This window comes from Shewanella sp. Scap07, from assembly GCF_013394145.1.
In the GTDB taxonomy this organism is placed as follows: Bacteria; Pseudomonadota; Gammaproteobacteria; order Enterobacterales; family Shewanellaceae; genus Shewanella; species Shewanella waksmanii.
Genome location: NZ_CP041329.1, coordinates 3,307,296 through 3,328,079 on the forward strand (window position 1 = coordinate 3,307,296; position 20,784 = coordinate 3,328,079).

Genomic DNA, 20,784 nt, shown 5'->3' on the forward strand with positions numbered 1-20,784 from the left:
ACCAGTGAAAACATCATCCATACACAACAGCTATATTATGAGCATCGGCGCTGGTAAAAATCAGCTACCACTTATCAATGCCATAAAGGCTTATGGTTATAAGGTTATTTCTTGTGATAACAACCCTGACGCTGAGGGTAAGTACGCATCAGATATCTTCTTGAACATCAGTAGCCATGACGACAAAGCGCTTGTCGATAGATTACAGCAACTGGATATTGAGCTTGTTGCTGTGCTCACAAGATCGACAGGTATTCCAGTGCAAACCTGCGCCAAAGTTGCTCAAGCATATAAGCTACCAGGGATGAATGTTGAACTCAGCCAGACTCTGATCCATAAAGAGCGCCTAATGGTTAAATGTAACCAGTTAGGCATTCCTGCTCCTCAGCTATTTACCACTGAACAACTAGACAATATCCCCCTACCAGTCTTTGTCAAACCTGCATTTACAGCGGTATCTCACGCCGCGATGTCAACATGCCACGACCATGAACAGCTAAAGACCGCCATTGCCGATGCAAGTCATGTCTCTGTGGATGGTAGTGTTAATGTTGAAGAGTATTTAATCGGAGCTGACGTGGGCTCTATTGACTTTGTCTTCAATGGAGAAGTACACCACGTGATGACTTTAGGGGAGCTATCAACGGGTGCGCCTCACTTTGACGGTATAGGATGGTATACACCCGACAGTAGTCTAGATAGCATCATTCAAGCAACATTTTCCAAATTTCACCAGCAGCTCAATGTACAACATGGCTTCTTTCAAACAGCAATGAAATATGATGATGTACAAAAGACAGCCAAAATATATGAAATCCACGCAGAAATCGGTGGTGACCTAGTTAATGATGTCTTTCTTCCTTATGTCACCGATGGCTACGACATTTTTGAAAACAATATTTCATTATCTCTCAATCAGCTGCCTAAACCTTGCAAAGGCGTAACCAAGCCTGCAATGATCATATTCAAAGAAAAAATCAATCACTATGCGCTTTCTATATCAGTGCCTGAATCTGTAATTAAAGTAGACAATGACCAATACTTAATTATCGAATTTGATAGTCAGCAAGCCTTAAGTCAATATCTAACCTGTCTGACACAACAAGAAAATATCTCAATTACCAACAGAGACACATCAATATGAAATGGGATCTTCACTACCAAGATGTTCGCACCAAAGCCCCCTTAGTTTGGCCTGATATAAATGTGGTCAGACTCGTATCCAAATCGTCTTTGACTAAGCAAGCGAGAGTGCTAGATCTAGGCTGTGGTGAAGGTCGAAATACGCGGGCGTTACATGAGCTAGGCTTTGGCGATATCACAGCAATAGACCAAAGCCCTAATGCACTAAAACTAGTGCATAACTTGTATGGTATCGCTACTGAACGCCTCATTTGTACAGACATTGCTGCCGGCCTGCCTATGCTTAAAAGCAATCACTTTGATTTGGTAGTCTGCTGGGGCTTGATGCACTACCTCACTAAGCCAGAAAACACCCTTAAAGAGATAAATCGAGTGTTATCTGATAATGCTTCAATAGTCATCTCTTTTAGTTCCAACGATGATAAAAGGGAAACCGTGGACGCTGTGAGAAACTATTTTACTCAGCAGCAAGTAGAAAGCTTAATGGTAGCGAGCGGATTTGAAATTACCTCAATAGGCAAAGTTACCGATCAATTTATCAGCGACAACAAAACTGAATCTTATTATTGGCTAAGAGCAGTTAAATCGACGTGAGCTGATTAAGTTCTGCAATAATAAAATCAACCTCTGAAGCATTGAGATTTGGATGAAGTGGTAAGGTAAGGATCTGCTGATAAAATGCTTCAGCTTGCGGAAAGTCACCGCTTTGAAATCCCAATTTCAAATAAAAGGGCTGCAAGTGAACAGGGTAATAATGCACGTGCACTTGTATCCCCTTCTCTCTCATTTTGTTGAACACCTGTTTGCGTTGTTGAAAATTCAGCAAACGCACGATCTGCAAGTGATATGCACTTTGGGATGAGGTAATTGGTTTTACGGTGAAAATATGTTTAGCATCTAGGCCAGCATCATAAGCTTGGGCAATTTGGTTACGGGTAGCCACAAAATCATCTAGGCGCCCCAATTGCGTTATCCCTAGTGCTGCCTGCAACTCCGTCATCCGGTAATTAAAACCCAAATGATGCTGTTCGTAATACCATTCACCTTCATCAGGTCGCAGCAGTTGCGTAGGTTCTTTGGTCACGCCATGACTGCGTAACATCGCCATTTTCTCTGCAAGATCGCTATCTTGAGTGGTAGCGACGCCGCCCTCTGCGGTAGTGATAATTTTTACCGGGTGAAAACTGAATATGCAAACTTTACTGTACTGACACGCGCCAATTTTCTCTGAACCGTAATCACCACCAATAGCATGTGATGCATCCTCGATAATGTCAAAACCATACTGGTCAGCTAATAAGGCTAACTTAGCCATATCACAGCTATGACCGGCAAGATGTACGGCAATGACAACTTTGGGCAAGGTTCCTGTTTGGTTTGCTGCTGCAAGTTTAACGGCAAGCGCATCTGGGCATAGGTTGCCGGTGTTAATATCAATATCGACAAAATCTACACTGGCGCCACAGTAAAGTGCACAATTTGCAGACGCAACAAAGGTTATCGGCGAGGTCCATACGCTATCGCCATTGCTCACACCTAACGCTAAGCAAGCAATATGTAATGCTGAAGTCGCGCTATTGACCGCAACCGCATATTTCGCCTTAGTATAATCACAAATTGCTTGTTCAAATTGCGGTACTTTAGCGCCTTGAGTCAAAAAGTCAGACTGCAACACATCAACGACTGAGTCGATATCGAGTTGGTTAATGTCTTGCTGACCGTACAAAATCACTGCTCTTGGATCTCATCTAACGCAAGTATCTCTTCGACACTTAGAAAATGCGTGTTGCTGCCTGAGTTAAAATCAAACCCTTCACTGACCAGCTGCCCTTTTTCACCGAGTTTATTGGTGGTGTAATCAATATCCCCACCATAAAATCGGATACTGGGTGTAATCACAAAGTGGTCGTCAAATATTAAAGTATGATGTGAATCATCTGCTGGGCACATGATCTCATGCATTTTTTCACCAGGACGAATACCGATAATTTCTTGTTGCAGATTGGGGGCGTAAGCCTGAGCAATATCGGTTATTTTTACCGATGGAATTTTGGGAACAAAAATTTCCCCGCCTTGCATGCGAGAAAAATTCTTCAATACAAAATTAACTCCATCTTGCAAAGTGATCCAAAAGCGGGTCATATCAGGGTGAGTAATAGGTAGCGAAGTGGCGCCATTGGCTATCATTTGCTTGAACAGAGGCACAACAGAGCCTCTAGAGCCGACTACGTTGCCGTAACGCACGGCGGCAAAGCGAGTTTTGCCTGAACCGACTATATTATTGGCCGCTACAAAAAGCTTATCCGATGCAAGCTTAGTGGCGCCATATAAGTTAATTGGGTTTGCTGCTTTGTCGGTAGAGAGTGCAATAACCTTTTCAACATTATTAGCAATCGCCGCTCTGATAACGTTTTCTGCACCATGAATATTGGTCTTAATACATTCCATTGGGTTGTATTCTGCAGCAGGCACTTGCTTGATTGCCGCAGCATGGATGACGTAATCCACATCTTTAAACGCCTGCATTAGCCTGTCACCATCACGCACGTCACCGATAAAATAACGCATGCATGGATCATCAAAAACTTGCTGCATTTCGTATTGCTTTAGTTCGTCCCTGGATAAGATAATTAAGCGCTTGGGCTTATATCTAGCGAGAATAGTCTTGGTGTATTTTTGACCAAACGAACCGGTGCCGCCTGTTATTAAAATTGATTTATTGTCAAACATGTACTCTCCATATTCCCACTCGCTACAACGCATAATAAAACTTAATCAGCGCTGTTGATAATTTGCTCTTTAACGCCGCACTCTCTACATTAAAGCAATTTTTACACCATACTGACCTTTCGTGCTTGAATCAAACTTGTTGAATATCACGCAGTGGCAATGTCTAGCTGGTTATTATTATAAATACTTTCAATTTTAGTAACTTAATGCTCGATGTCTAACATTATTTGTATAGAAAGCCGATGAACCCGATTATTTGCGCATTTTTTCGCTCAATCACTGATATATGCTATAAGTGATGGCATGAAAATCGCATTTGTCTGAATACAAAAGAAATGAACCTAATAAGTACTTACAGTGCCATTTTTTTGACAGACATTTCGACAAGCCATCGTAGAGGGTAAAATGCTAAACAATCAGACCGAGATAGCCAGCACATTCGCTGTCAGTCAATTTAACGAATACTATTTACCCAGCGTAAATCGAAAAACATTCGAAAAAATCGACTCTACCACTCTCTACAACAACAAATTTAAGACATCATTCTCAATCGAAGATACGCTGCACATCATTGTTGGGCTAGACTCAGGCCTATTTGCCAACTTTGTGATGAACAGCTTAGCGACCGAAAATAGCAAATATGTTTTTGTTGAATCCGATACTGTTTTGTCGATGTTAACTATTGATATCCCAGCTGAACAACAAGAAATGATTCATGTGGTTAGCTTTGATGAATTCGCGGACCTGATCAAAGAACCCCAATTTAATCTCTATATCGTTAAACAACAGTTTAGATTACACCGTTCCTTAGCCGTTGAGAGTAACCACCTAGAAAGCTACACCATTTTATATGCCAGCGTAGACAATACGCTTAAGCAAGAGTTCTTCGAGCAGAGTATTGGCTTCTCTCAAAAGTCTTTCGTGAAGACTCAACTAAAAAACATGGCGGAAACCAACAGACCCGCAAGTGTACTTAAGCAAAAATTTATTGGCAAAACTTGTCTTATTTTAGGAGCGGGCCCCTCTTTAGATGACGAAGTGGCTTGGTTGAAAGAAAATGCAGCCAATTTAGTCATTATCGCCGTTTCGCGTATTGTTGGAAAATTGCAAACATTGGCAATTAAGCCAGACATTATTGTATCAGTCGATCCGCAAGCGGTGAGCTTTGATGTCAATAAAGACCTCATGTCCCTTCCTGCGCAATCTTTGCTTATCTGCTCTTACCATGTCACGCCGCTTATTTTGGGGCAATGGGGTGGAAGTGTGCTGTATACAGGAACCAAATACCCTTGGATTAGCTCGGCCGCTAACGACAATGTTCGTTCCATGGGACCCACAGTGACCAACGCCGCGTTAGAGATTGCGATTGAAATGGGGTTTGAAAAAATTCTGATGTTAGGCGCTGACTTTTGTCATTCGCAAGCTGGCGTTAGCCATACATCAGGAACCTATGGCGCAAGTTTAGGCCCCAATATTGGCACTATGTATGAATGGGTCGAAACCTATTCCGGAGAGATGGCAGAAACCCCGATACAACTTCTGGGCGCAGCAGAGTCAATCGCCGAACAGGTAAGAGATAATAGTAATCCAACCTATATTAATTTATCAAAAAATGCCGCTAAAATTCCTGGAGTAATATATCAAGCTGCAACGGACATAAAGCTTAATCGAATTAGTACCGAGCATCGAGCCCTACTCAGTCCTAGCCAGCACCATTGTAGTAACGAAGAATACCTGCAATCACTAAGTCACGCTAGCGATCAACTAATCACCACCCGCAAGAAGCTCAACGCACTCATTGAGAAAAACTCTGATGCACTTCACCTAATCGATAAAATAGAAAAAAACATAAACAGTAATGAAAAAGTAGCAAAGTTTGCTAACAAACTTGAGAAAATTGAAGCGTCTTTGAATAACCAATACAGTAGCCTTTCTGCACTAATAAAGTTTTATGGTTACTATGAGTTCAGTCACTTTCTGTCGACCAAATCGATGGATGAAGGCAGTGACTGGACCCAAGAAGAAATTAACGCTAGAACCCGCATTTACTACAATGCTTTTAAGGATATGGGTAATGAAATACTAGACCATGTCGAGCAAGCTTTAACCCTATTAGCAATGCGAACAGCAGAATTCTCAAGCAGTCCAAATTTAGATGAATTGATTAAATATTGGCGTGAAAATGATCTTTGCGGCCGCGCACTCATTTGGCAGCAACGTAATCCTGAAAAATATGAGCAACTCTCAAGTACTGATAAGGCTAATTTGGCGCAGTGCCAGCAAGATTATCTAGACCTGTTTATTGTTAAAGCGTACATCAATACACCAGAAGATAAGCAGGTTAGAGCCTTAGATAAAGCCCAGTTTAAGCTACAAACCTTGATGCTAACTAAGCACCTGTTAGGCATCTCAAAGATGGCACAATATACCGCGCCTTTCATCGATAGTGATCTGCTTGTGGCACGCTTGCATAATCTCGCTCTGAGTTATCAATACACGCTAGAAGGCGACAACGCACAGGCGTTGACAGCGGTAATGCAAACGCCTGAATCAGATCGCCACGAAGAGGAGCTCAAACAAATTGTGCAATTAAGCCTCAAACTCAGCGATTTAGAGTCCGCATTACAACATTACCCAGCACTAACAAAGTTCAGTGATGAATACCTGCCACTATACGCGCATAGTTTACGACTGGCAGAAAGACCCCAAGAAGCGCTCGAGGTCTATCTAGACTATTTGGACAAATACCCTCAGGACATTCCGGTAACACTGAAGTTAGGTATTTTCTTAGCCGAGGTTGGCCAAATTGATGGCGCTAAGTCCTGCTTCCTACAGGTGCTCGATATCGACCCGGACAACTACGCCGCTAAAAATTATTTACAACAGGTAGGCGGATAGCCAGTATCAGGGTGAAAGATGGACTATCTTTCGCCCTGTTTGATTGACCTTTATGACAATACTCGCATTCATATATTGGCTGGGGTTATAATGCGCGGGTCATTCATTTTTTACCTTTGAGGCATTGTGGCACACACCTACCTTCCCCTTGAACAATACAAACGCAAATGGATTTTTAATCACAAAGATCTTCCTGTCTCTGAGGCCGATAAGGCACTCATCAAACCATTAGATCAAAAATCGTCGATGGAAGTTTGGAACAAGTGGATTAGTAACCGCAGCAGCCGTAGCGAACAATTTGCTAAGGGTGACTGGGCTGCAAAAGGCGATGCCTGGAGTGAAACAGACCATTGGCAAAGTGCGTGGGACAGTGAAGATTCATCCATGCCAGAAATTTTGCAGCTACATTTTGACTGGCTAGAAGAAGCACCGGTCTATTTTTGCTATGAAAAGTATCAAGTCATAGAAACAACTTGGGGTGTATTTGCGCGCAACTGGAAGTGCTTCTTGTTTTTTGATGACGGTCCTTTGCTTATCTCGCCAAAGAAGAAACAGGCGGCGATATTCCATCAGTCTGGTCAATATCAAGTTGGCTCACGCGGTTAAGCCATAATTATTTAAAGAGGTTATATGAAGTCCCTCAAAACCAGTATATTCGCTGCAGCGTGTCTGCTAGCAATACCTGCACAAGCCACCACGGTTAGCGGTATTGAAATCGCTGATAATATTAAGCCAGCACAAGACACGCTTGTGTTAAATGGTGCGGGTGTTCGCAGCAAGTTTTTTATCGATCTTTATGTTGGCAGCCTATACCTGTCGCAGCCAAGTCAGCAACTTGACGATATTCTGGCACAGCCCAGTGTCGCAGTGCGGCTCAATATCACCTCAGGTATGATCACTAGTGATAAAATGAAGGCAGCCATCATCGAAGGTTTTGATGATGCAACCGATGGTGATACCCAGGCCATTCAGCCACAGATTGATGCCTTTATGGCGCTATTTTCCGATGAAATAAAACAAAATGATCAGTTTACTTTATTGGCACAAAAGCAAACTGGAGTCACGGCATATAAGAACGGCCAGGCACAAGACACCATTAGCGGAGAAGCATTCCGTCAAGCACTACTGAAAATTTGGTTGGGTGACCAACCTGCGCAGAAGAGCCTTAAAAAGGCAATGTTGGGTCAATAAGCCAATTAACTTAAATACTGCCCCAGCCAAATAACTGGGGCACGAGTTTAAAATTTGTATTCTAACGCCAGCGCCAGCGCTGTCTGATTATCAATCTCTTCCACGATTTCTGGACTATTGAGCTCCATTTCACTGTTGAAATAGTAACCTGCATAGCCATTTAACATTAGCGAATCTGTGACCGCCCAACCGGCACGCAAGAAGCTGACCCACTCATCTATCTCAATTGTCTGTTCGTCATCGGCGACTAAAAAGCGTTGAGTACGTTTAGATGCGCCAAAACCCATATCGATCGTGTCGGTAAATTGATAACTCAATTCTAAACCCGCAGGCCCACTAAAACCGGCACTAAAAGGGTTACTAAGCTTCAACTGTTCAGATATCTGCCAATTCACGGCGAGGTAAGGCACAGTACGAACTTCAGAGATATCATTAAGGTAAGCCACCCCCAAACCCAGCAAGTTGCCATTTCCAAAACGATACATACCCGATGCAACGACACCATAGCTTTGCGCATTAGAAGACGATGCACCATCGGCATAGGCATACTGCAGCTTAGGCGCCAGCATGAACATCCACTGGGCATTGGGTCGATACATTAAAGAGAGCCCTGCCCCATAACGGTCAACATCTCCCCAAGGCGCAATATTATTGGCAAACAAGGTTTGATTGTTCTGTGCCCAGTCAAAGTTGAGCTTGTCGTAATTAACGTTCAATCCAATAGACCATTGACGATTGATCGGAATACCGGTTTTTGCCCCCAGCAACCAAGTATCCCGCTGCAGATTTTGACCTTGGTCACCGACATCTGCTTCAAAGGTAGAAATTCGCGATACTGACACACTGAAAGGAGAGTAAGGTTTACCGGCAGCATAACTAGGAGCTGACAGCAAAGACGATGCAACCACAACAGTACTTAATTTAACAAAGTTCATGCTAACTCCATTAGCGAAAAATAGGTGTCCGACGCTTAACTTATTGAGTGATCAACAACGGACGATATTGTTATTGTTGCATAATGTACGAAAGCCAAGTTGAAGTCGATCACCTTTGTGTGACAATTTGCTAAACATTATTCACTGATGTATCAGCAAGGAGGATACCGGCGCAGATTAACCCACACGGTAGGCGCGTAAGAACATCCTAATAGTATCCTTAACATAGTCGGATTGTTCATTTTCCAAACCTGCAGTATCTAGCCCTAATTCGAGTTTTAGTCTCATTTCACCGTAGAGCATTAAACACAATCTCACCGCGGCGTGACGATGATTGCCAAAATCAAACTCGCCTCGTGCTTGAATACGTTGTAGATAGTCTGCAAGCAGGCCCAGTAAATTCTCTGGGCCGGCATCATAAAATAGTTCTGAGACTTCTGGGTGGGTTTCATGTTGGGCAACACAGGCGCGAAATACCGTAATGGCCTCTGGGCTAACAATCATCTCGTTAAAATGGATACCAAAATCTATTAACGCAGCTTCAGGATTTTCTAACTCAACAAACGCACCTTCGGTCATGTTATGCACGACACATTTCGAGGTGATTGATGCAATAAACAGATCATCTTTACTGCCAAAATGTGAGTAAACAGTTTGTTTAGACACACCGGCGTGTTTAGCCACTTCATCCATGCTGGTATTAGGAAACCCCTGCGCACAAAAAAGTTCTATTGCAGACTCAAGTACTTGAGCGCGCTTTTTTTCACTACGACTTAAAGGTTGAACAGTTGTCGGCATATGGTTTAGCTCTTTTATCGTTATTTTTCGTAACAACTTTACAAAAACTAGACTAGACAGTCCAGTTTTATTAATCTAGACTCGCAAGTCTAGTTTAACTGTTTTACAACTTATCTTAAACAACGGAAGTACAACACATGACAATTTTCGCAGTAGGCCCAATGCAGAAAACGATGACCGTACTCGTTTTAGTGGGTTTGTTAAGTGCATGCCAACAGGACGTTGCAACAGAAACAAGTGCGCTAACCTACCCTAGCGTAAGCAGTCAGACGCTTAAATTAGTTGACCACTATCAAGCGACACAAACCTTTACCGGTAGTATTCGCGCCGGTAACACTACCGGTGTCGGGTTTGAGCTTGCGGGTAAGATAAAGCGGCTTGCTGTTGACAGTGGTGATAGTGTTGCTAAAGGCCAGTTACTCGCCGAGCTCGACACCGTACTTTTAGAGGCTGAAAAACAGGAGCTACTTGCGAGTCTGAATCAGAATGACGCCGATCTCGAACTCGCACAAAGTACCTTAAATCGGAGTTTGGAACTCAAAAAACAAGGTTACGCATCCGACCAAACCTTAGATGAACTAAAGGGTCAGTTAAACAGCTTGAAAGCGGCGAAAAGTCGCCTTAATGCTTCGCTACAAGCTAATACACTGCGTATCGAAAAATCACGTTTAATAGCCCCATTTAGTGGCACCATTGCCAAGCGCAGCAACAACCTTGGCGAGGTGGTTACTGCAGGCTCACCGATATTTGTACTAGTAGAAGACAATAACCCCCAAGCAAACGTAGGCGTGACGGTTAACATCGCTCAAACGCTCAGCAACGGTACCCAATTGCCTATCTCCGTTGGTAAGCAACAATTCCAAGCCACCATTGCCGGTATAGGCGCAGAGGTTAACCCCATTACCCGTACCGTCCCCTTAAGGCTGTTATTGCCTCAAGATGCAAAAGTCATAAACGGGGAGCTAGCCTATTTACACTACCAAAAGGCCGTTGAACAAGCGGGATTTTGGGTGCCAATCTCGGCATTGACAGACGGTCTAAGGGGGTTGTGGAATCTGTATGTACTGCAACCTAATAGTGACGGTAAATTGGTAGTTGAGCGACGCGATGTCGAGATTGTTTATACCCGCGACGATCAAGCATTTATTGTCGGTGCGGTGAATAACAACGAACAATTTGTCAGTGGTGGATTACACAAGCTCGTGGTTGGTCAGCAAGTCATTACGACCACAGCAACAGCGGCGAGGTAACCCCATGGTAAAGTCATTGGTCGAAAACGCTCGCCTTGCCAGCTTAGCCATCGCACTATTGATTGTGGCCGGTTTAGGCGCCATCTCTAGTTTACCTCGCATGGAAGATCCTGAGATCACCAACCGTTTCGCCACGGTGATCACTCAGTATCCTGGTGCCTCTGCAGAACGTGTTGAAGCATTGGTTACTGAAGTGCTTGAAGAGCAACTTAGACGTTTAGAAGAACTTAAGTTAGTGCAGTCAACTTCCCGTCCAGGGATTTCAGTCATTACTCTCGAACTTAAAGATAATATCATCGACACGGATTCGGTATGGTCACGGGCCAGAGATCTTGTCAGCGACGGCCGTGCGCAATTGCCCACCAGCGCCCAAAATAGCCTATTAGATGATCAATTAGGCTATGCCAATACTGCCATTCTGGGCTTAGTGTGGAAAGGTGGTGGCGAAGTACGTACAGATATCTTAAACCGCTACGCCAAAGAGCTGCAGAGCCGGCTAAGGTTGGTTTCAGGCACCGACTTCGTCAAGCTATATGGCGCCCCAGAAGAAGAAATCCTCGTGCAATTAGATGGGCAGCGAGTCAATCAAATCGGTCTGTCACCTGCAGCGGTTGCACAAATTCTAGCTAATGCGGATTCAAAAATATCAGCAGGAGAGCTAAGCAATAATCATTTCCGCGCGTTAGTCGAGGTTTCGGGTGAACTCGACTCCATCACCCGCGTAGGTCAGGTCCCACTGAAAGTCGACGCTAGCGGCCAAATCGTTAGATTAGCAGATGTTGCCGCCGTCAGCCGCCAACCCAAAACACCGGTCAACTCCCTCGCCCTCATTGAGCGCGAACCGGGTGTGATGGTGTCGGCGCGCATGCTCAGCGATACCCGGATTGATAAATGGCTAGCCCGTATCGACAGTGTTGTGACTGAGCTTCAGGCAAGCTTTCCCGCCAATATCGAAGTGCAGTGGCTGTTTGACCAAGAAAGTTATACCACGGTGCGTTTAACCGATCTTATCGGTAGCCTACTCATGGGCTTCATTATCATTTTGTTAGTATTGATGCTGACCTTAGGCTTAAGAAATGCGGTGATCGTCGCCATCTCTTTACCGCTAACGGCGCTGTTTACGCTCACCTGTATGAAGTACGTCAACTTGCCGATCCACCAAATGTCAGTCACGGGTCTTGTCGTTGCATTAGGTATCATGGTGGATAACGCCATTGTGATTGTTGATGCCATTGCACAGCGGCGCGCCCAAGGGCTTAACAAATTACAAGCCGTTGGCGATACACTAAAGCATTTCTGGTTGCCATTGGCGGGCTCCACTATCACCACAATGTTGGCGTTTGCGCCTATTGTATTAATGCCAGGTGCGGCGGGTGAGTTTGTAGGTGGCATTGCCATCTCTGTGATGTTTGCATTACTCGGTTCTTACCTTATCTCACACACGCTCATTGCCGGTCTGGCCGGGCGCTTTGGCTCTGACGGTGAAGGCCAACACTGGTATCAAAAAGGTATTGATCTGCCAGTGGTGAGCAACGCGTTTAGACGCTCATTAACCTTGGCGTTAAAGCGTCCTCTTTTAGCGGGATTAGTCATAGGAACACTGCCTATCGCCGGATTTATCGCTTCAGGGCAGATGACGGAGCAGTTTTTCCCGCCAAGCGATCGCGACATGTTTCAGGTTGAAGTCTATTTACCCCCCTACTCCAGCATCACTAATACCAAAAACATGGTACTGGATGTCGACCAACACATTCGCGAGCAAGCGGGTGTTGAACGTATCGACTGGGTGGTCGGCGGCAATGCGCCCTCGTTTTACTACAACCTGTTACAACGTCAACAAGGTGCGGCCCACTATGCTCAAGCAATGGTGAAAGTGACTGATTTTGACCGCGCCAATGCCTTGATCCCCCAGCTGCAAAATACCTTGGATAAGCACTTCAGCGGCGCGCAAATTTTAGTTCGAAAACTAGAGCAAGGCCCGCCATTTAATGCCCCAGTTGAGCTACGTGTTTATGGCCCTAACCTTGAACAACTGCGGATCATTGGTGACGAAGTGCGGCGCATTCTGGCGCAAACGAATGATGTTATCCATACTCGCTCCACCCTCAGTGCTGGCGCGCCAAAAGTATGGTTTCAGGTCAATGAAGATGCCAGTATGATGAGTGGCTTAACGCTCACTGATATTGCACAGCAAATACAAATGGCGACCACAGGTGTCAACGGCGGCAGCATTTTAGAACAAACTGAGTCACTGCCGATTAGGGTGCGGGTTGACGATGTCACTCGCGAGCAACAAACCAACCTGAGCGACATTAGCTTACTCAGCAGCAGTGGCCACGGCATTCCGCTTTCCGCGCTCGCGAGTAGCCAAATAGAAGTGAGTCGCGGAGCCATACCCCGCCGTGATGGGCAGCGGGTCAATACCGTTGAGGCCTATATTGCTGCCGGTGTATTACCACAAACTGTGCTCAATGATGTTCAGGAAAGGCTCAATGCGTTAGCACTGCCGCCGGGATATCACATTGAGGTCGGTGGTGAAAGCGCAAAACGTGATGAAGCAGTAGGTAACTTGTTGTCAAACATTGTGCTGGTAATGACCCTGTTGTTGGCCACCATCGTTCTATCATTTAACTCATTTAGACTGACAGCCATCATCCTAGCCAGTGCATTCCAATCGACAGGCTTAGGGTTGCTCGCAGTCTATGTGTTCGGTTACCCGTTTGGTTTTACCGTTATCATCGGTTTACTTGGCCTGATGGGGTTAGCCATTAATGCTGCCATTGTCATTTTAGCCGAGCTAGAAGATCAGCCCAATGCGCGGCAAAGCAGTGTTGAAGCCATTGTTGATGTCGTTAGCAGTTGTGGCAGACACATAGGGTCCACTACCATTACTACCATTGGCGGTTTCTTACCACTAATCATTGCCGGCGGTGGTTTCTGGCCACCTTTCGCCATTGCCATTGCCGGAGGAACGTTGCTGACAACCTTACTGTCACTCATTTGGGTGCCAACAATGTACAAACTCATCATGAAACCTCGCTGCCCACAACAGCAGCAGCAACCTAACATAGCCTAATCAACCCTTCGGTGTCTTGGCTGCATAATCACAGTCAAGACACCATTTTTTCATCGCTAAGATATTGTTTGACCACAAACAACAAATCAACATGACCTAAGTATTCACTTTTATTTGTCGCCTTACCTTAGACCTATATCAATTAATTTAATCACAATTTGATATACATTAATCGCACAATAAAAATGAGTAATGGATGAACCGCAATGAATTATAAAAACTGGCCAATTGCCAAGCAGATTGGTGTGCTCTCACTGCTGCTAACGATTGTCGTGTTCAGTGTGTTAGGCAGTATCTCCTATTTTACCGCCGCTAAAGTGCTTGAGGAAAAAGGCATTTCGGCGATGCACGACCAAATGCAAAGCACTGCTGACTTGATAGAACTGCAATACAGCAGTCTGCTGGCCATTGCTCGCCGTAATGCCGACGTATTACGGGGAATGTACCCTGGACAATTTAGGCTACCGGACAAAACAGTTAGAGTACTCGGTAAGCCTACCCCGGCTCTTGCCCATGAACGTGAACAAATTAACGCGTCAAAAAGTAAAGTAGACAGATACTCAAATATTACCGGTGGTACAGCTACGGTTTTTGTTAAAGATGGCGATGACTTTCTGCGCATCTCAACCTCACTGAAAAAGGCCGATGGTAAACGGGCACTGGGCACCTACTTAGGGCAAAAACACCCAGGTTATAATGCCTTAATGCGAGGCGATGTGTACGAAGGCTATGCCCATCTATTCGGTAAAGACTATATGACCGTCTACCGCCCCATTACAGGGCCTGAGGGCAATGTGATAGGTATTTTGTACATCGGCTTTGATATTACCGACTCCTTAGTTGAACTAAGACAATCCATGAACAGCTTAACCCTTGAAGAGTCTGGGTTGTTTATGCTTATACGCGCAATCGATCAAAGTATTGTCTCTCACCCTCAATATGAATTTGGTACGCCGGTAACGGCTCAGGTACTTAACGGCCTTAATCAACAGCAGGCCAACACCAATCAAGGCTCGTGGCAATACCCAAACCCACAAGGGGATGACATGTATGCCTATAGCCTCACTATTCCAGGGTGGAACTGGGTATTAGTGGGTCAAACTAAAGTGGCTGAGTTAAAAGAAGAGAGCTTAAAGCTTTTGAGTATTAATGCAGCTGTCGCGGTGTTTGGCATTATCATCATTACATTAATGTTGTCTTTTGTACTGCTTAAGGCACTTAGGCCACTGCGGGTATTGCAGCAGCAACTCGATAAACTCGGTCGCGGTGACTTGTCACAGCAGTTTGCGCAACCCGATAGCAACAGTCAAAATGAGGTGGACAAGATCACCATCAGCACCTCACAAATGGCCGACGGACTGCGCCAGCTCATCACTGCCCTTGGCCAATCTGTCACAAGATTGGAACAACGAGCCAGCGAAGCGCAAGAAATTGCCAAGCTTAACGGTGAAGAAGCGCAATCGCTAATGGCACAAACTGATCAAATCGCTACCGCAATTGAAGAGATGTCGACATCGATACGAGATGTCGCCACCCACGCCAGTGAAGGTGCTAACAAGAGCCAACAGGTTGATACCGCATCACGTGAAGGTCACAGCCAATTAGCACTCGTGGTCGAAGGGCTGGGCAAGCTAAGCCAACAGCTCAATGATAGTCACCTAAGCGTAGAAAATGTCAGTAAAGAAAGTGAAGCAATTAGCCAAGTGACCGAAGTGATTAATTCGATTGCCGAGCAAACCAACTTACTGGCCCTCAACGCAGCGATTGAAGCCGCACGAGCGGGAGAGCAAGGAAGAGGTTTTGCCGTGGTGGCCGATGAGGTACGCACGTTAGCACAGCGCACCCAGACATCAATTTCAGAAATTGGCCAAACAATCACCCAGCTGCAATCGCAAATCAAGGTGACCGCCGATCAGATGGGGCAAAGCCATCAATTGGGCAATGAGTCAGCCACTCAAGGGGAGGAAGCTAGCGAGCAGCTGGATCATATTACCCACAGCATTGGCGAACTTGCTATTTCTTCAAGCAGCATTGCCAGTGCGACTGAACAGCAAAGCGCCGTAGCTGATGAAATTACCCGTAACTTGCATCAAATCACCGAGCTCGCCCGAGACGGTGAACAGCGCGCAGGTTCAACGGTGGATGCTGCACTCGAACTATCAGAATTAGCCAAAGAGCTAAAAGAGAAAATTAGCGTATTTAAAGCCTAGATAATATGCGCATGTGTATGCGCATTGCTACAGGTTTGCCCTTAAAGGCTTGAAGTTGACTTCAAGCCTTTTTAATACCCGCTCCGCAGCCTTTAGCCCACTGCTAATGATTTTCCCACCTCTCTAAATAATCTTAGTCACAACGCCGCAATGGCTTTGCAGGCAATCTATGGTTCAAGAAAAATGGGGTTCAAGGATACATTGTTCAAAGATAGTCTGGCTCAAGGAAAGATGGTTCAAGGAAAGATGGTTCAAGGAAAGGTGGTTCAAGGAAAGCCGAAGCGCGTGAACATAATTAGGCGTGAAACAAGGTCAAATCAATCTGCCAATTACCTTAGCTATGATAACTACTTAATGTGCGCTTTTAGCGCCAATAAATACACTGGCAACTGGCGTGAGAATAATACCAATCAGTATAAACATTTAGTCACTCAGCGAGAGTTTAGCGGTTCTGAGGTAAGGTCCTTAAATGCTCCTGCATTAATGACATTCACCACATCCATGTGGTTTGCAACGAGTGAAGAGCATAGTTATTCTACGGTTAAGCTCGTTAGCACAGCATCAGAATCGCTAAAACTCGCCATTCTGGCGCGTTTTAGGCTGCCTACTTCTGCGTTGAATAATTTCACAAGGGAACAACCATTGTTTCAATCATTCGCCTTGAATTAGTTTGCCCAAAGCGCGCTGAGTAGATCAAATTCTTATACTGATTGGTATAACTGCAATGCTTGTTGTTTCTGCTACAACACCAGCATAGAGAGTCGTGTAACGAGTGACTCATTGTGCCAATAAAAAAGCCCTAACTGAACCAGTTAGGGCTTTTTCGGACTAGGTCAGATTACTTATCAGCTTCTGAATCTCGGTCCATATTTTCAGTATTTTCAAGCCATAGAGCGTTGATAATCCCGAAAGAACACGCCAGCAAAATACCTAATATCCAAGCAAAATACCACATAGTAAGGGCTCCTTATTAGTACAGTGACGTCTTGTTATTTTCAATGTAGTTACGCGTTAGGCGACCAAACATCTTCAAGTAGGTCCAAATCGTGTAGCTAAGTACGATTGGTACAAAGATGATTGCAGCCCAAGTCATTACCGTTAGCGTCATGTGACTTGCCGTTGCATCCCACATAGTCAAACTGATGTTTGGCTCAAGAGATGAAGGCATAACGAATGGGAACATTGCTGCACCACAAGTTAGAATCACACCCGCTACTGCTAGCGAACTAAAGAAGAATGCAAAACCACTACGGTTAAACTGGCTGCTCGCGAGTACAAGCAATGGCATCGCTAAACCAATCACAGGGAACAGCATAGTGATTGGGTACTTGTCGTAGTTAGCAAGCCATGCACCTGATTCAACTGCTACTGTCTTAAGCGCTGGGTTTGATGCACCTGCGGTATCAATCGCAGAGGTGATCACATAACCATCAATACCGTTAGCTAACCAAACACCCGCAGCAGCAAACAAGGCAAACAATAGACCAGCAGCAACTTTAGTTGCCATCGCAGCACGTTCGCGCAGCTCACCTTCGGTCTTCATTTGCAGCCAAGCGCCACCTTGCATGATGAACATGCTCACGCTCACAAGGCCTGCTAATAATCCAAATGGATTCAGTAGACCAATCAGGCCACCGTGGTAATAAGCACGTAAGTACTCATCGAAGTTAAACGGCACACCTTGAAGTAGGTTACCAAATGCAACACCGATGATAAGTGGAGGCACAAAGCCACCGACAAATAGCGCCCAATCCCACGCTTTACGCCATCTTGGATCTTCAATCTTAGAACGATAGTCGAATCCAACCGGGCGCAAGAACAAGGCAAACAGTACCAGCATCATCGCAACATAAAAGCCCGAGAATGACACGGCGTACACCATTGGCCATGCAGCGAACAATGCACCACCAGCGGTGATTAACCAAACTTGGTTACCGTCCCAGTGCGGGGCAATCGAGTTAATCATGATACGGCGTTCAGTGTCATCTTTACCGATAATCGGTAGTAGCGCACCCACTCCCATATCAAAGCCATCTGTCACGGCAAAGCCGATAAAGAGCACGCCAATCAGCGCCCACCAGATAAATCTTAATACTTCATAATCAAACATAATCAGATCTCCTGTTTAGGCGTCTAGCTTTTCAAAATGATAACGGCCAGTCTTCAAGCAACTTGGACCTTGCTTAGCAAACTTAATCATTAGGAACAGCTCAATAACCAATAGTACTGAGTAGAACAGCGTGATAGTGATAATACTGAACCACAAGTCGCTAACAGTTAGGCTAGACGCTGACATGAATGTCGGCAGAACTTCTGAAATCGTCCATGGTTGACGACCATACTCGGCCACAAACCAACCACATTCAATCGCAATCCACGGTAATGGCAAGCTATATAGTGCAGCTTTCAATACCCATGGTTTTTCATCAATCTTATGACGTGTGCTTTGCCAGAATGCCGCAGCAAAGACGAACAGCATAATCACACCAAGACCTACCATCACACGGAACGACCAGAATAGTGGTGCAACCGAAGGAATAGAGTCTTTGGCAGCCGCTTTAATCTGCTCTTCTGTCGCATCGACAACATCAGAGGTATAACGTTTAAGTAGCAAGCCGTAACCTAGGTCAACTTTCGCTTCTTCAAAAGCGGCACGCAATTCAGGAGTCTCGTTACCCGCACGTAGTTCAGTTAACATCGCATAGGCTTCCATACCGTTACGAATGCGCACCTCATGCTCATCGATAAGGTCAATAATACCGGTGACCTCTTCATCCAATGAACGGGTAGCAATAATACCCATTGCATATGGAATCTTGATTGCATAATCGTTGTGCATCGTTTCACTGTTAGGCATACCTACCACAGTAAATCCGGCTGGAGCAGGTTCTGTATGCCATTCAGCTTCAATTGCAGCCAGTTTAACGCGTTGCGCTTCACCCACTTTATAGCCTGACTCATCACCTAGTACGATAACGGATAAAATTGACGCCATACCAAAACTTGCTGCAATCGCGAATGAGCGACGAGCAAAAGGTAAGTCACGCTTTTTCAAAATGTAGTAAGCACTGATTGATAGCACGAACATTGCACCAGCAACGTAACCTGACGCTACAGTATGAACAAACTTAACTTGGGCAACAGGGTTAAATAACACCTCACCGAAGCTAGTCATTTCCATACGCATGGTTTCATAGTTAAACACAGAGCCAATTGGGTTTTGCATCCAACCGTTTGCCACTAGAATCCACAATGCTGACATGTTAGAGCCTAGGGCAACTAACCAAGTAACCGCTAGATGCTGACGCTTGCTGAAGCGATCCCAACCGAAGAAGAACATACCTACTAAGGTCGACTCTAAGAAGAATGCCATCAGGCCTTCAATAGCAAGAGGCGCGCCGAAGATGTCGCCAACATAGTGAGAATAATAAGACCAGTTTGTACCGAACTGGAACTCCATCGCCAAACCGGTGGTGACACCTAGCGCGAAGTTAATACCAAACAACTTACCCCAAAACTTGGTCATGTCCTTATAGATTTGCTTATCTGTCATCACATAGAGCGATTCCATGATGGCAAGCAAAAAGGCCAATCCCAGTGTTAAGGGTACAAATAGGAAGTGATACATAGCGGTCAACGCAAACTGCAAGCGCGATAACTCTACAACCTCTTCTAAGATCATCAGTGACTCCTTAGGTGCTACTGTCACTTTTCATAGTTAGATCCCCATCAACTATGAAAAATGCCTAATTAGGAATTTTATTTTTAAAGTGTTTGCCTCATCTTCATTCAGCAAACGGTTAAATTTACATTTTCTATCTTTCGTCGCGAAATTACATCATTCGTGATAAAACAACCCGCCAATGAGACCTGTGTCACACAACCTGTTAATTCTGTGACACCTAACATTCGGCGTGTCATAACAAAAACAACAAATCTTTATTTCTCAGTAGCTTGTGGTTAACAAACTTTAATTTCACTATCAATTTATACCATTGTAATTTGATTCAAATCAATCAAACACCGCGCGGATAATGGGTTTTGAGGGATTGGGCACACTTCCCCCTACGACCTTATTGCAAAGCAAGCCATTTCATGATAGGTGCGACCTTTGCAAGGTAAACAACTAAAATAGTCACCTTAAAATCACAAATTGCCTCATCAAACGCAAAAAATAAAACCATATCTATTTTCAAGGCTAGTTATATTAATACGCAACAAAAAACAAACAAATAAAAACAGCATTAAAAACAGCGCTTTAATTAAAATTTGAACATGCAGATCACTTTAACACCAACGTAAAGCATTAGAATTAATAATGACAACATACAATTTTTCTCGTTTGTTACCTGGCAAACAAAACTTTAATATAGCTCCTGTGTTAAGGAGACGGTTTAACAAACCCGGTGTCGTAGCCCGGACAACCTCACTCCGCTTACATGACCTTTAACTTTGTGGAGACATACTATGAAAAACTTATTCGATCGTCTGGTTAACCGTTACAAGCGTACTTTCGTTGAGCTTTATACCGCTCGCGAGCTGTAATAACAGCA

General features: G+C 44.6%; 15 protein-coding genes. 8 read left to right on the forward strand and 7 right to left on the reverse strand.

Features of this window, described 5'->3' with window-relative positions:
* Positions 1-4: 4 nt before the first annotated feature.
* Together FLM48_RS14490 and FLM48_RS14495 are read left to right on the forward strand one after the other, a co-directional pair.
* Positions 5-1,144, forward strand: a complete 1,140-nt coding sequence (locus tag FLM48_RS14490) for an acetyl-CoA carboxylase biotin carboxylase subunit family protein (protein ID WP_179025122.1) — start codon at positions 5-7, stop codon at positions 1,142-1,144.
* On the forward strand, positions 1,141-1,737 hold the full coding sequence (locus FLM48_RS14495) for a bifunctional 2-polyprenyl-6-hydroxyphenol methylase/3-demethylubiquinol 3-O-methyltransferase UbiG (protein WP_179025123.1): 597 nt from the start codon (positions 1,141-1,143) through the stop codon (positions 1,735-1,737). The genes FLM48_RS14490 and FLM48_RS14495 overlap by 4 nt, the downstream gene beginning before the upstream one ends.
* Here the strand turns inward: FLM48_RS14495 and pseC are convergent.
* Both pseC and pseB read right to left on the reverse strand, forming a co-directional pair.
* Positions 1,724-2,875 carry a UDP-4-amino-4,6-dideoxy-N-acetyl-beta-L-altrosamine transaminase gene (gene pseC, locus FLM48_RS14500; protein WP_179025124.1) on the reverse strand — a complete coding sequence of 384 codons (1,152 nt, stop codon included), beginning with the start codon at positions 2,873-2,875 and terminating at the stop codon, positions 1,724-1,726. The two genes, FLM48_RS14495 and pseC, sit on opposite strands and share 14 nt — an antisense overlap.
* On the reverse strand, positions 2,872-3,873 hold the full coding sequence (gene pseB, locus FLM48_RS14505; protein ID WP_179025125.1) for a UDP-N-acetylglucosamine 4,6-dehydratase (inverting): 1,002 nt from the start codon (positions 3,871-3,873) through the stop codon (positions 2,872-2,874). The genes pseC and pseB overlap by 4 nt, the downstream gene beginning before the upstream one ends.
* Before the next feature lie 405 nt (positions 3,874-4,278).
* On the opposite strand from pseB, the gene FLM48_RS14510 reads away from it, so the two are divergent.
* From FLM48_RS14510 to FLM48_RS14520, 3 genes are all read left to right on the forward strand, one after another.
* The gene (locus tag FLM48_RS14510; protein WP_179025126.1) at positions 4,279-6,771 is read left to right on the forward strand and encodes a 6-hydroxymethylpterin diphosphokinase MptE-like protein; all 2,493 of its coding nucleotides are present in this window, start codon (positions 4,279-4,281) and stop codon (positions 6,769-6,771) included.
* Positions 6,772-6,897: 126 nt separating this feature from the next.
* Entirely contained in the window at positions 6,898-7,377 is a 480-nt protein-coding gene (locus FLM48_RS14515; RefSeq protein WP_179025127.1) for a DUF2947 domain-containing protein, read from the forward strand.
* A 24-nt stretch (positions 7,378-7,401) separates the two neighbouring features.
* Positions 7,402-7,962, forward strand: a complete 561-nt coding sequence (locus tag FLM48_RS14520; RefSeq protein ID WP_179025128.1) for a chalcone isomerase family protein — start codon at positions 7,402-7,404, stop codon at positions 7,960-7,962.
* Positions 7,963-8,009: 47 nt separating this feature from the next.
* Here FLM48_RS14520 and FLM48_RS14525 read toward each other — a convergent pair whose 3' ends face one another.
* Both FLM48_RS14525 and FLM48_RS14530 read right to left on the reverse strand, forming a co-directional pair.
* Positions 8,010-8,897 carry a DUF6268 family outer membrane beta-barrel protein gene (locus tag FLM48_RS14525; RefSeq protein WP_179025129.1) on the reverse strand — a complete coding sequence of 296 codons (888 nt, stop codon included), beginning with the start codon at positions 8,895-8,897 and terminating at the stop codon, positions 8,010-8,012.
* 177 nt (positions 8,898-9,074) lie between these two features.
* Entirely contained in the window at positions 9,075-9,695 is a 621-nt protein-coding gene (locus FLM48_RS14530; protein WP_179025130.1) for a TetR/AcrR family transcriptional regulator, read from the reverse strand.
* Between the two features lie 137 nt (positions 9,696-9,832).
* Between FLM48_RS14530 and FLM48_RS14535 the strand changes: the two genes are divergently transcribed.
* From FLM48_RS14535 to FLM48_RS14545, 3 genes are all read left to right on the forward strand, one after another.
* Positions 9,833-10,945, forward strand: a complete 1,113-nt coding sequence (locus FLM48_RS14535) for an efflux RND transporter periplasmic adaptor subunit (protein ID WP_179025131.1) — start codon at positions 9,833-9,835, stop codon at positions 10,943-10,945.
* Between the two features lie 4 nt (positions 10,946-10,949).
* The gene (locus tag FLM48_RS14540; RefSeq protein ID WP_179025132.1) at positions 10,950-14,021 is read left to right on the forward strand and encodes an efflux RND transporter permease subunit; all 3,072 of its coding nucleotides are present in this window, start codon (positions 10,950-10,952) and stop codon (positions 14,019-14,021) included.
* A gap of 206 nt (positions 14,022-14,227) precedes the next feature.
* A complete protein-coding gene (locus tag FLM48_RS14545) occupies positions 14,228-16,231 on the forward strand; it encodes a methyl-accepting chemotaxis protein (RefSeq protein ID WP_179025133.1) in 2,004 nt (667 codons plus the stop codon).
* Positions 16,232-17,069: 838 nt separating this feature from the next.
* Here the strand turns inward: FLM48_RS14545 and cydX are convergent.
* The 3 genes from cydX to FLM48_RS14560 are packed head-to-tail and all read right to left on the reverse strand — an operon-like array spanning position 17,070 to position 19,913.
* Positions 17,070-17,186, reverse strand: a complete 117-nt coding sequence (gene cydX / locus FLM48_RS14550) for a cytochrome bd-I oxidase subunit CydX (protein WP_179025134.1) — start codon at positions 17,184-17,186, stop codon at positions 17,070-17,072.
* 15 nt (positions 17,187-17,201) lie between these two features.
* The gene (cydB, locus tag FLM48_RS14555) at positions 17,202-18,341 is read right to left on the reverse strand and encodes a cytochrome d ubiquinol oxidase subunit II (protein ID WP_028771654.1); all 1,140 of its coding nucleotides are present in this window, start codon (positions 18,339-18,341) and stop codon (positions 17,202-17,204) included.
* Positions 18,342-18,356: 15 nt separating this feature from the next.
* On the reverse strand, positions 18,357-19,913 hold the full coding sequence (locus FLM48_RS14560; RefSeq protein ID WP_028771653.1) for a cytochrome ubiquinol oxidase subunit I: 1,557 nt from the start codon (positions 19,911-19,913) through the stop codon (positions 18,357-18,359).
* Positions 19,914-20,784 lie beyond the last annotated feature (871 nt).